At 52.3% G+C, this 12,979-nt stretch carries 9 protein-coding genes and 1 riboswitch; of the genes, 5 read left to right on the top strand and 4 right to left on the bottom strand.

Annotated elements, in window-relative coordinates:
• Positions 1-106: 106 nt before the first annotated feature.
• Complete coding sequence (locus AC0LWN_RS21720) at positions 107-973, top strand: LysR family transcriptional regulator (protein WP_474668985.1); 867 nt, start codon at positions 107-109, stop codon at positions 971-973.
• 153 nt (positions 974-1,126) lie between these two features.
• Here the strand turns inward: AC0LWN_RS21720 and AC0LWN_RS21715 are convergent, their stop codons facing one another.
• The 3 genes from AC0LWN_RS21715 to AC0LWN_RS21705 all read right to left on the bottom strand — a co-directional run bounded on the left by AC0LWN_RS21715 (position 1,127) and on the right by AC0LWN_RS21705 (position 4,030).
• A complete protein-coding gene (locus AC0LWN_RS21715) occupies positions 1,127-1,396 on the bottom strand; it encodes a hypothetical protein (RefSeq protein ID WP_474668983.1) in 270 nt (89 codons plus the stop codon).
• A complete protein-coding gene (locus tag AC0LWN_RS21710) occupies positions 1,397-3,721 on the bottom strand; it encodes a TPM domain-containing protein (protein WP_474668981.1) in 2,325 nt (774 codons plus the stop codon).
• Between the two features lie 165 nt (positions 3,722-3,886).
• Positions 3,887-4,030: a hypothetical protein gene (locus tag AC0LWN_RS21705; protein ID WP_458965565.1), complete on the bottom strand. Its 144-nt coding sequence runs from the start codon at positions 4,028-4,030 to the stop codon at positions 3,887-3,889.
• A 256-nt stretch (positions 4,031-4,286) separates the two neighbouring features.
• On the opposite strand from AC0LWN_RS21705, the gene AC0LWN_RS21700 reads away from it, so the two are divergent.
• The gene (locus AC0LWN_RS21700) at positions 4,287-7,421 is read left to right on the top strand and encodes an EAL domain-containing protein (protein ID WP_474668979.1); all 3,135 of its coding nucleotides are present in this window, start codon (positions 4,287-4,289) and stop codon (positions 7,419-7,421) included.
• Between the two features lie 69 nt (positions 7,422-7,490).
• On the opposite strand, the gene AC0LWN_RS21695 is transcribed toward AC0LWN_RS21700, so the two are convergent.
• Positions 7,491-8,585, bottom strand: a complete 1,095-nt coding sequence (locus AC0LWN_RS21695) for a GGDEF domain-containing protein (protein ID WP_474668977.1) — start codon at positions 8,583-8,585, stop codon at positions 7,491-7,493.
• Between the two features lie 214 nt (positions 8,586-8,799).
• Positions 8,800-8,899: riboswitch (purine riboswitch) on the top strand.
• Between the two features lie 71 nt (positions 8,900-8,970).
• Between AC0LWN_RS21695 and AC0LWN_RS21690 the strand changes: the two genes are divergently transcribed.
• The 3 genes from AC0LWN_RS21690 (at position 8,971) to AC0LWN_RS21680 (ending at position 12,946) form a co-directional block, all read left to right on the top strand.
• Complete coding sequence (locus AC0LWN_RS21690) at positions 8,971-10,407, top strand: NAD(P)/FAD-dependent oxidoreductase (protein ID WP_474668975.1); 1,437 nt, start codon at positions 8,971-8,973, stop codon at positions 10,405-10,407.
• A gap of 209 nt (positions 10,408-10,616) precedes the next feature.
• On the top strand, positions 10,617-12,221 hold the full coding sequence (locus AC0LWN_RS21685; protein WP_474669236.1) for a LytS/YhcK type 5TM receptor domain-containing protein: 1,605 nt from the start codon (positions 10,617-10,619) through the stop codon (positions 12,219-12,221).
• The gene (locus AC0LWN_RS21680; protein WP_458965569.1) at positions 12,218-12,946 is read left to right on the top strand and encodes a LytR/AlgR family response regulator transcription factor; all 729 of its coding nucleotides are present in this window, start codon (positions 12,218-12,220) and stop codon (positions 12,944-12,946) included. The genes AC0LWN_RS21685 and AC0LWN_RS21680 overlap by 4 nt, the downstream gene beginning before the upstream one ends.
• The last annotated feature ends 33 nt before the right edge of the window (positions 12,947-12,979 follow it).

The following is a 12,979-nucleotide window of genomic DNA, read 5'->3' as shown; positions in this document are numbered from 1 at the left end:
TCTCGGATATTGGGCTGGCTATATTGTATAATGAATTTAAAATTGTAGTTATCTATAGTAATCAATGATAAATATCAAAATTTTCGATAATTCAGGAGAAGCTGAGATGGAATTAACCTATTTGCGGACCTTTTGTGAAGTGGTGTCCAGCGGGAGCTATACGAGAGCAGCGGAGCAACTGGGATATGCCCAGTCTAGCGTAACCACGCAGATTGCCAAGCTTGAGGAGATGTATGGGGCTATTCTGCTGGAACGTTCCGGCAGAGGAATGATCCCGACCTTTGCCGGGAACAATCTGCTGCCGTACGCCCGGCAGATGCTGGCGCTCAGCGAAGAGGCGAAGGCGATCATCGCCGGAGGGGACAGAGGCGTAGTGAACATCAGCGCAATTGAGACCCTTGCGGCCTACTACCTGCCTCACCGTCTGCACCAGTATAGAGCGCAATATCCCGAGGTGCAGCTTCGGGTCCAGCCCGGCTCAGAGGAAGGGATTATTGCGGCGGTCAAAGACAAGTCGGCTGATTTCGGGCTGATCTTTGATGTGCCGCATGTCTCAGAGGAGCTGGTCTCGCTGCCGCTGCGGCAGGAGCCATTGTATGTGGTCACTCATCCGCAACATCCTTTGGCCGCAGTAGAAGAGGTAGCCCCTGCTCTACTGGGGGGCGAGCCGCTTGTGCTGACGGAGGAGTCCTGCACCTACCGGAAGCAACTGCTGCATGTGCTGAGAGAGTCGGGAATTACCCCGCGCATAGACATGGAATTCGGAAATCTTGAGGGTATCAAGCAGGCGGTACGGCATCAATGGGGAATAGCCTTTCTGCCGCGTTACGCGATTGAGGAAGAACTGCGGACAGGTGTTTTGACCGCAGCCCCACTAACTGGGGAACAGGAGAAATTCTATATACAACTGGTCTACCGTAAGGGACTACGGCTATCCCCGGCATTTCAACATTTTATTGAGGCGATGCAGTAATAATGAAATGAGGTGCATGTTGGTTAGCCCTTAGTTGAAGGACTTGCATAGCCCTTAGTTGAAGGGCTATGCAAGTCCTTCGCAGGGAGTCTAAGGTACAAAAAAACAACGGCAGAAATGCCGTTATTAGGTGCGCCGAGGCCGGAATTGGCTTTAACAACGGCAGGAGGAAATGCCGTTGTTGAGGCGCGAACGGCCGATCTGTTCAGAAATAACGGCAGAAATGCCGTTGTTAGGTGCGTCGCGGCCGGAAATGGCTTCAACAACGGTAAAAATGCCGTTGTTAAGGAGTAGACGGCCGATAAGTTCAGAAACAACGGCAGAAATGCCGTTATTGGGTGCGTCGCGGCCGGAATTAGCCTCAACAACGGCAGAAATACCGTTGTTGAGGCGCGAACGGTCTTGCTTTGGTCCGCCTTGCATCTACCATTTGGAGCCGCCGGAGGAATTTCCGCCTGAGTTGCCTCCGCCGCCCCATGAAGAGCCGCCGGACGATTGTCCCCCGCCGCTCCAGGAGGATCCGCTGGAGGAGTTGCCGCCGCCGAATGCGTTCGAGGAGTTCATGCGATTGCGCTCCTGCTCTCTGCGCTGCTGTTCCTGCAGCATTGCGAGCTGCGCTTGGCGCTCCTCTTCCTCCTTCTGGCGTACAAGCCGGTTCGCTTCCTCTACGAAGGAAGAAATCCCTGCATCATAAGCGCGGCCAACCGCCTCCAGCTCATCCAGGTTGTAAGGCCGGTCAGACAGCCGCTGCTCCAGTTCAGTATATTCGGGCAGCGATGAGAGCTGGAAGCGGCTCCTTGAGGCGATTCCCTTGCTCTGCAGCCGCCGCGCTGCCGTGTCCGCCCGTTCCTGCCCTTCGGACAGGAGCCGGGTGACGTCCGACAGACGCTTGTTCAGCGTGCCAAGACTCTCGCGGACATTGCTGAATTTCTGTACGCTCTCGTCCTGCAGCTTGAGCAGCCGGTCGAGACCGTTGCGGGCGTTGTCGTATTCTCCGCGCGCATCACTGGTCCACGTTTCAATCTGCGGCACTTCACCGGCACCTTGCCGCAGCTCAGTTCCCGCTTCCTCTAGCACGTCCTCAAGACTGCTTAGATGAAACTCCGAGAACCGGCTGCGGGCTTCGGCGATCCGGCTCTGCAGCTCATTGCGCTGCTGTGTCAGCTCGCTCCAGCGGCTGCGGACCGTCTCCAGATCCCTGCGGTTGTTCTGGCGGATTAGCGCTTGGCGCTCAGTCATGGCGACAGCTTCGTCCAGATGAGCGTCCATCTGGGCGCCGATTTTGCGCACCTCATCCATGTCGCCGCTGCGCAGCGGGGCTTCAAGTGTCTGCGCGGCTGCGGAAGCCTGGTCCAGACTGTCATAAGGCTTCACTTTCATATTGTGCAGGGAGTTCTGTTCAATCAGTGCGGCGATTTTGCTGCGCGCCGCTGCCAGCACCCCTGGAAATTCATTCAATTTGTCGTCGTAGGCATCGACATCGCGCAAATCCTGCTCAATCTGATCCTGCCGTTCCTGCGCCTCTTCCATCATCTCCTGCGCGGCAATCGGGTCAAATAGCTCCAATTCGTCCGCTTTGGCTGTTTCCTCAGCCAATTCCTTCAGATCCTCGGCAATTTCCTTTAGCTCGTACCCGGTTTCCTTAACTGCGCTTTGCAACTGAACATCCAGCTCAGGGGCATCCTTCTTGAGCTCTGTAATCCGCTGCTTAACGTTGCGGTCGGCATCGCTGATCCTGGCGATGCTCTGTTCCTCTGTCTCCAGGCCTGAGCGGAAGGCGGCTTCGCTCTGCTGTAGCTGTGTGAGGGCCGCTTTAAGTGCCGCCAGCCGGTAGAATGGCGGCTGGGAGCCTTGGCCGGAGCTCTGCAATGCGGAGATTTCCACAAGCATTGCCGACAGCCGTTCCGAGATGCCTTCGACCATCTCTCCGGTTTTGCCTTGAACGATGCCCTGGAATGGCTGCAGTGCTTCCAAGGCGTGATTGGCCCGCACCAGCAGTTCAGCCAATTGCTCCTGCTGTCTGCCTAGCTGCCCCCGGCGGCGCAGACCGGTGATCAGCACGAACAGGATGAGGAGGAGCAGTACGATTCCGGCCCCGATAGCAACAATCGTCAGCAGCGCCGGCCCTGAACGGGAGACTTCATGGCTGCCGGCGGTGCCGCTGACTGAGCCCCCTGATCTACCTGCGCTGCCCGAGACTCCACCGTCTTGGCTGCCGGCACCACCGCTGCCAGAAGCTGTTCCGCTTCCAGCGCCGCTCCCGGTGCTGCCAAGGGAGTGTACCTCCTTAATCATGGAGGTGATGCCCCCGGCGAAATCGCCGGTCTTGGCATAGGGGATAAAATAAGTATCCAGCAATCCCGTGATTGCCGGGCTTCCTGTGGCCCCGCCCTGGCTCTGCGACCAGGAATTTATGTATCCCTGCAGCCCCGGGTTATTAAAATTCAGCTCAATCTGCTGATCCCCGGCAGAAATCAGCAGAAGAATATCCCGCATAGACAGCCCCCAGGAATCGTATACGCTGGTTGCATAAGCCGAGGCTTCGGCCCCGTTCAGCGAATCCACGGTTAACACATGGACTGTATAACGGTCCCCTGCGGCGATCTGCGTGATGTCCGCCGCTTCCTGCTGCGAGAGCAGTCCGGCTTCGTCGGTGACTATCCCTTGCTGTGCGGGAATTTCCGCAGCATACACATTCGGGAGCCATAGAAGGCTGAGCATCAGAAACAAAACAAAGCATTTTTTCAAGCTGGCACGCTCCGATCTATAGGTGAACTTTGGTTCGGCATATTATGCTAATCATTATACTATATCCGTGAGCATCTTACGGCTCCTTGGTGCTTGCAATACATCTGAATAACAAAAAAAAGCCGCCTTCCCGTAATCCGGGAGTGCGGCACAGCTGCAGGACTGTTATCTCGCTTGCAGACAGAGTATATATTGCAATCTGGATTTGATCTCCTTTTGCCATTTCAGATCTCCAACTTTAACAGCAAGATTAAGCAGATCCAGGTAATCGTCAACCGTCAGTGCTGTCCGGGTAGTGGCTGCGCTCATAGGTGTTCAGTCTCCTTTAACAATATAGTGAAATGAGTAAATCAAGCTACTCAATAATGATAATCATTATCAACTGTTATTGCTATTATCCACATTTTGCATCTGAAAAGCAATATGAAAATAGAAAAAAATTTAGAGGATTTGCACACATTTTATCTCGGCTTCAGGGGGATTAGCAGGAAACATACCATTTTTTGTCGAATAGAGATTTTGGTATAAAAGCTGTTAGCCGATTTTCGGAAAAAGGAGAATTGCGATGAAGCGGTGTAAATTCTTGCTTCTGATTAGCATTATGCTCATGCTTGCATCCCCTGCTGCCGCTCATGCCGAAAGACAGGATATAAGGTACCAGGCAGAACTGGATTATCCGCCTTATAAGTATATTCAGAACGGGTATCTCACCGGTTTTGATATTGACCTGACGAGTATGATTTTTGAGAAGCAGGACTATCTGATTCATTACAGCACCGGAGAATGGGAAGATACATACAAGCGGCTGACCGCGGGCGAGATTGATACAACGGGACTTATGGCTGTAACCGAGGAACGGAAAAAGGAGGCTTTGTTCTCCCGCCCTGTACTCAAAAGCTATATCTCCGTGTATGCGCGGCAGGCGCTTCAGGAAGAAGTAAAGCTAAGCACCCTGAAACATTACAAAATCGGCGTAGGCAAGGGGCAGTACTCTGAGGCTGTGCTGCGCAGCGAAGCGGGAGTCTCACAATACATAGAATATGCAACAGTACCGGATGCGCTGGAGGCTCTGCAAAAAGGCGAAATTGACCTGTTGTTTGAGAATCAGGGAGTTGTCGACTATCTAATCGTTGAGCAGGGCCTAACAGGCAATATTATTCATAAAATGAGTGATTTATACCCCCAGGATGTGGCTTATGGCATCAGCAAGTCGAAGCCTGAGCTGGTTTCCTATATTAACGCCCGGATTGAGCAGCTGCAGCGCTCGGGAGCTTTTGAAGAGCTGTATCAGCAATATTTTTTCGCTCATTCCGATTCTTACAGATCCATGATCCAGAACAGAATTATTTCGGGAATCGCTATCGGTGTATGTCTGCTGGTATTTGGCTTAGTTGTGGTCAGGATCTATATCAGGCATCTCCGGCGGACCATTCATTCTGAACAGGAGTTCTTTGAGGACGTCATTGAGCATACCGGCATGATTGTCTGGGCAGTCCAGGCGGATAAAAGAGTTGTGCGCTTCAACCGTTATGCCGCAGCGATTACCGGACTCGCAGAGAAGCAGGTGCTGGGGATGAGCCTGGATGACATCCCGGACCTTGAAGGCGATGCCTCAATGCTTAAAGAGCTTCTCATCAGAGCGGTTTACAAGGATTACGTCAGCAATGTGGAATTGAAGCTCCCGGGCCATTCGCCCGAGGCGCGGTATTTCTCGATCCGGACCACTCTTATTCGGGGAATGGATCAGCAGGCAGAGGATATTTTTGTGCTGGTGGGACTTGATATCAACGAATGCAAACAGAACGAAGTTAAGCTGCAGCTCAGCTATGAGGAACTGGAATCCGCTTATGAAGAGCTGGCGGCGACAGAGGTGGAGCTGCAGGATCAGTTCGACAAGCTTGGAGTCAGTGAACGCCGCTTCCGCCTGGCCTCTGAAGGCTCCGGCGCTTATATGTGGGAGCTGGACTGGGAGAGCGGCGTCTACAAGCTGTCGGAACGCTGGTATGAGGTTATGGGCTACACGGAGGAGGAAATCAACTCGTTCGAGGGCGGCGCTCTGAGCATCATCCATCCGGATGATCAGGAGGCTGCGTACAAGGCCCGGCAAGAGCATCTAAGCGGCTTATCCTCTATTTATGAAATTGAGTACCGTATGCGGACCAAGGACAACAACTATATCTGGTTCGAAGCACGCGGCAAGGCGATTGTTGATCCCAAAGACAAGATTGTGCTGTTCCTGGGCTCCCTGATTGATATCAGCAAACGCAAGCAGACAGAGTTCAAGCTGAACAACAGCTATCAGGAGCTGGAAGCCACCTATGAGCAGCTTACAGCCACCCAGGAGGAGCTTGTAGGCCAATATGATCTGCTGCTGGAGAATCAGAAAAATATGCACCGCCTGGCTTATATGGATTCGCTCAGCAATCTGCCTAACCGCATCTGGCTGCTGGAGACGATGGAGAGCTATTTCCGCCGGCCCGGAGGCAAGGCAGCACTGCTGTTCGTGGATACGGATAATTTTAAATACATCAATGATACGTTAGGCCATAAATCGGGAGATATTCTGATCCGTCAGGCCAGCGAGCGGCTGCAGTCGGTTGTGCGTGAGGGCGACATGCTGTCCCGGCTTGGCGGAGATGAATTTGTAGTGTTTATCAAGGACGCGGAGGACCGTGCTGCCGTGCTCGGTTTGGCGGAGGATATTCTGCGCGCCTTCCGCAAGTCCTTCCTGATCGGAGAGAGCAATCTGTACGTTTCTGTAAGTATCGGGATCTCCTTCTATCCGCAAGACGGCGGAACTACGGAAGAGATTCTGAAGAATGCCGATGTGGCAATGTACAGAGCCAAAGAGGAAGGCAAAAGCACTTATGTGGTCTATGACAAATCCATGCATACCGTGTTTAATGAACGGATGAACATTGAGAAACATCTGCGCAGTGCGATGAATAACAACGAGTTCGAGCTGCATTACCAGCCTCAGGTGGATATTCAGACCGGGCTGATCTCCGGCTTTGAAGCGCTGATCCGCTGGAATAGTCCGGTGCTGGGCTTTGTGTCGCCACTCTCCTTTATTAAGATTGCCGAAGATTCCAGGCTGATTATCTACATTGGGGAATGGGTGCTCAGAGAGGCCTGCAGCTTCATGAAAAGCATAAATGACCGCACCGGAATTCCGTACAAAATCTCGGTCAATATTTCGATCATTCAGCTCCTGCAGGACGACTTTGTGGACATCGTGCTGGATAGTCTGAAGGAGAGCGGCCTTGCGGCGGACTGCCTTGAGCTTGAAATCACAGAGTCGATCTTTATGGAGTCTTTTGAAAGCACGGTCAGCAAGCTTGAATTTCTGAAGACGCGCGGAATCGGCGTGGCTCTGGATGATTTCGGGACAGGTTATTCCTCCTTGAGCTATTTACAGCAGTTGCCGATCTCCACAATCAAAATGGATAAAATCTTCATCGACTCCCTGGCGGATAAGGCCTACAGCCAATCCTTCGTCCAGACCATCATTATTCTGGGTCAAAAAATGGGGCTGGATGTTGTAGCTGAAGGGGTGGAGGATGCCAGCCAGTGGGCTTTCCTCAAGGAATCGGGCTGTGATAAGGTGCAGGGCTATCTGATCAGCCGTCCGGTGCCGCAGCACGGAGTGTTAGGGCTGCTGGAGCCTCAGAGACAACATGGACCCGACTACCTGCAGTAAAAGTATCTAATCAAAAAGCGGCTCCGGAGCTTCAGCGCTCTGGACCCGCTTTTTTCTGATAAAGCTTATTCACACAATGATGATCTTGTTCTTTCCGGTTTTTTTCGCTTCGTACAAAGCATCATCCGCCTGCTGAAAGGTGGAGCTTTTGGTATCCTCGTTCTTATAAACATGCATGCCGATGCTTACCGTCACCGATTGATCTTCCATTTCACTGATTCGCATGGCGGCAATGCCGTTCAGAATCCGTGTCATGATCTCGCGGGAATCCTCCAGCCTTTTGGCAGTCAGAATAACCACGAACTCTTCTCCCCCATAACGGGCAGCGAAGTCATCCGAGCCGATATGCTTCAGCACCATTGCTGCGACCTGCTTGAGTACAATATCGCCTACCCAGTGTCCATACTGATCATTTACTTTTTTGAAATTGTCGATGTCCAGCACCGCGAGCTGCATGGGAAAAGGCGTGCTCTGCTGCTGCTCAATCAGCCAGCCCAGGTATTCGTGAAAGGTCTTATGGTTATATAAATCGGTCAAAGGGTCGATCTTGGACAGGCGGTCCATGATGATATTCTGGATGCGCAGCTCCTGCTCTGATTTCAGCGAATTCTCCAGCGACTCTACAAGCTCGCGGCCCCGGGCGATGATTCCAAACCCGGCCAGCGAGGTTCCCGTAAAGACAAGTGCGATAATAATATTCTGAATGCGCAGGGTATAATCATAGGCTGATGTATTCAGAAACAACAGGATGATATACAGCAGGCAGATGATGGATGAGGCTTTTAAGTAGCCTTTTCTCAGATACAGTATGGATACTAATAAAGGAAGAAGCATAATAAGCGGTTTCACATGGAATTCTGAGCTGAGATTCATGATGATTACAATTGCGAACAAATGGCTTACGACAATAATAGAGAACTCGGACAGCAGAGGCCGCCACTTGCTAATAGCCTCCAGAACAAGAATTAAGGCCAATATAATAAAGTCTGGAATCAGCACATTGAAAATATAGTATTGTCCGCTCGACAGCTCAGGGCGATGCCCCCACATGGATAAGGAAACAAATAACTGGCTGGCCAGATACACAAGCAGTACCATCCAGAAAGCATTGAGGATCACACGGTTCCAATACATTTGTCGAGGAGTTGGCGGTGGGATGTGCATAGGATGTTCCTCTTTTCCAGTGGCAATATCTCTATATATTCGACAAAAAATACGTTTTTCCTCCCACAATGCTCCCATGGAATAATGTTCGTGTTTCGAGCGTGATTTTGTGATGATTCTAGATTTGATCTATAAATTTTACACAAAACACGAATTATTAACACTCAACCTTCTTGACACATTCGCATATATTCTGTAGAATTTCAAGTGGCTCATAATCCATTGATAAGCTGTTCGTATATCCCCAAAGATAAGGTTTGGGGGTTTCTACAGGGGACCGTAAATTCCTGGCTACGAATAGGGTGCATTTTGCATACCTATACGAAGCCGGGATTTTTTGTGCCTGCGTTTAAGAAGCTCTACACTTGGGAGGAACAGAGAACAGATGAGTAAATATGATGTGATTGTCGTGGGTGCAGGTCCGGCCGGAATATTCGCCTGCTATGAATTGACGCTCAAAGCGCCTGAGCTGAAGGTGCTGCTTGTGGACAAGGGTCATGATATTTACCGCCGGAATTGCCCGATTCTGGAGGAGAAAATCAAGCTCTGCCCGCCGGCCTCAGGCCGCAAGGAATTCGCCGGCTGTCTGCCTGCCTGCTCCATTACGGCCGGGTTCGGGGGAGCGGGAGCTTACAGTGACGGCAAGTTCAACATCACCACCGAGTTCGGCGGCTGGATGACCGATTATCTGGCGCCATCGAAGGTGCTGGAGCTGATCCAGTACGTGGATGCCATCAATCTGGAGCATGGAGCTACGCCGGTAATTACCGACCCGACAACCGAGAGCATCCGTAGCATTGAGCAACGGGGGTACGCTGCCGGACTTAAGCTGCTGCGGGCGCAGGTACGCCACTTGGGAACCGAACAAAATCTGGAAATTCTAAAATCCATATATGAATATTTGCGGACACGCATTGATATGCTGTTCAAGACTGAGGTACAGGATATCGTTACGGTCAAGGAGAATGGTGCACACCGTATTACGGGAATTACGCTGAAGAACGGCGAAAGCTATGAGGCGGATAAAGTAATGATCGCTCCGGGACGTGACGGCTCGGCCTGGCTGACTGAGGTGCTGAAGAAGCGCCGGCTCAAAATGTACAACAATCAGGTCGATGTGGGCGTCAGAGTGGAAACTTCGGATGTGGTTATGCGGGAGATTAACGAGCATCTGTACGAGGGCAAGTTCGTCTTCAACACATCCGTAGGCACACGTGTCCGCACCTTTTGCAGCAATCCATCCGGGCATGTGGTCGTGGAGAATCACAGCGGAGTGATGGCGGCCAACGGGCATTCTTACAAGGACCCTGCGCTTGGCTCGATGAATACCAACTTTGCGCTGCTGGTCTCGCATACCTTTACGGAGCCTTTTGACAAGCCGAATGAATATGCCCGGGAAATCTGCAAGCGGGCCAATGATTTGTCCAGCGGCGGTGTCATTGTACAGAAATACGGCGATATTTTGCGCGGACGGCGTTCCACGGACAAGCGGATTAAGGAAGGTTTCCTGGAGCCGACCCTGAAGGAAGCCGTACCTGGCGATCTTGGGCTGGTGCTGCCTTATATCACCATGAAAAGCCTGATTGAAATGGTGGAGGCGCTGGAAAAGGTCACCCCGGGTATTGCCTCTGAGCATACCCTGTTCTATGGAGTGGAAGCGAAGTTCTACTCCGCCCGGCCGAAGCTTACGGAGAACCTGGAGACAGAAATCTCCGGCCTCTACTGCGGCGGCGACGGAGCGGGCATCACCCGCGGTCTGGCCCAAGCGGGAGCTGCCGGGGTATGGATTGCGCGCAGCATGCTGGAGCGGGCGGAAGCCTGAGCTTGAAGTTATTTTAAGATGAGCTGCCTCAAATGCGGATTTATCTGCGGTGAGGCGGCTTTTTTCTATATAAGACTAGGGGTGGTCGAATTGCTAATCCAGAGCGGCAAGTCTTATAATGGACCGGTAGATTGACCTATGGAGGCGTGGCTGTGCTACATAATCTGACGATATTGCTGCAATTGTTCGAAAGAGCGGCGCTGCTGCTGATGTGCCTGTTCGTGCTGACCCGGGTGCCGCGGTTTAAGGAGATTTTTGTGAAAGAGGCTTATGCTCCCCAGGAGCTGGCGATGGTGACGGTTGTGTTCAGCCTGTTCGCGATCTTGGGCACTTACACAGGAATTAATGTTGAGGGCTCCCTAATGAATGTGCGGATCATCGCGATCATGTCCGGGGGGATTCTGTTCGGTCCGTGGGTAGGGCTGATTACCGGCCTGATCTCCGGGGTTCACCGGTTTCTGATTGATATCGGCGGTGTTACATCGGTGCCCTGCCTGATTACGAGCATAACTGCGGGGATTGTCTCGGGTGTCATTTACCGCCGTACTTCGGCGGAACGCCGCTGGATTGCGGGAATCCTGGCCGGGATGGCCTGCGAAGCCTTGACGATGGTGCTGATTCTGGTGATGGCGAATCCGGCGTCGCTTGGTGCGGACATCGTTTCGAAGATTGCTTTTCCGATGATTGTCGGCCAGATCAGTGTGGGGCTCATTGTCATGCTCATTCAGAGCGTGGAGGGAGAGAAGGAACGGATTGCCGCGAAGCAGTCCAAGCTGGCGCTGGATATTGCCAACAAGACGCTGCCTTATTTCCGCAACATCAATCCCGAGTCACTGCGGATCATTTGCGGGATTATCAAGGAGGACATCGGGGCTGATGCGGTGGCGATTACCGATACCCGCTATATCCGTGCCTATGTTGGCGTGGGGGAAGAGTATTATACCGAAACGAATGAGATTATCAGCGAGGAAACGAAGCAGACGATCCGAAGCGGCGAGATTACAATCCGCGATGATGATACAGAGTATATGAACCGGGCCATCCGGTCTCTGATTATTATCCCCCTCAAGGAGAAGGGCGAGGTCACGGGCGCGCTCAAGATTTATTACACCAAGGCCCACAAAATCACCTATTCGCTGCAGGCGATGGCGGTCGGATTGTCGCAGATCATCTCTACGCTGATGGAGGTATCCAGGGTAGAGGGCATCAAGGAGATGGCGAATAAGGCGGAGCTGAAGGCGCTGCAGACGAGCATCAACCCCCATTTTCTGTTCAATGCGCTGAACGCGATTATTTCCTCCATCCGCATCGACCCGGACAAGGCGCGGGAGCTGATCGTCAACCTTTCGGGCTATATGAGGTACAATCTGGAGCTGACCGACGAATTCATTGATATCCGGCGCGAGCTTCAGCAGGTGCAGCAGTATGTGGAGATTGAAAAAGCGCGCTTCGGCAGCCGCCTGGCCGTGGAGTATGATATCGACGAGGTGGAGGTGCGCATTCCCAGCCTGATCATTCAGCCGCTGGTGGAGAATGCGATTGTGCATGGTATCCTGAAGGTGAAGGGCCAAGGCACGGTGACCATTTCGGTAAAAGATTTAGGAAGCGCCGTGCGGATCGGCATTACGGATACCGGTATCGGGATCAGTGAGGAGACGATTGAGAAGGTCTATAGCGGCAATATGCCGGATAACAAAATCGGGCTGTACAACGTGCATCAGCGGGTAAAACTGATTTACGGCACGGGCCTGACGATCCACCGGCTGGAGCAGGGGACGGAAATCTATTTTGACGTTATAAAGGAGCCGCGATGAGAGCGATAATTGTTGAGGATGAAGTGCTGGCAAGGCAGGAGCTTGCCTTTCTGATCGGAGCGCACAGCTCCATAAGGATTGCCGCCGAGTTCGAGGACGGGCTGGATGCGCTGAAGTATCTCCAGACCGAGGAGGTCGATGTTATTTTTCTGGATATCAACATCCCTTCCATTGACGGTGTGCTGCTGGCCCAGAATATTAGCCGATTCTCGGTCAAGCCCTATATTGTGTTCATCACTGCCTACAAGGAGCATGCCGCCGAGGCCTTCGAGATCGAAGCTTTTGACTATATTCTGAAGCCCTACAGTGAGACGCGGATCAAGGCGATGCTGGGCAAGCTTGAAGGAGCTTTTGCGGCGCGCGGCCGTCAGGGGGAAGAGGAGCATGTGAAGGTCAGCGACAAGGTCAATCTGTGGAAAAATGAGAAAATCATCGTCGTCGATGCCGATGAAATCTACTATGCTTCTGCGCAGGAGAAGACGACAAGTGTAATCACCAAAGGCGAGGAATACAGCATGGCCCTCAGCATCAGCGAATTCCACAGCCGGCTTCCGCAGGACCGCTTCTTCCGCTGTCACCGTTCGTATATCGTGAACCTGTCCAAGATCAAGGAAATTATCCCTTGGTTCAACAATACCTACCTGCTCCGGCTGAGTGATCTGGACTTTGAAGTGCCGGTCAGCCGCAGCAAGGTGAAGGAGTTCAGGCAGATCATGCGCATTTAGCGGCAGTTCATTCCCTGGATTCGTCATCTCATT

It is taken from the genome of Paenibacillus sp. sgz302115, assembly GCF_056120445.1.
Note: the sequence above shows the minus strand (reverse complement) of the source record. Positions and strands in the feature narration are given on the sequence as shown.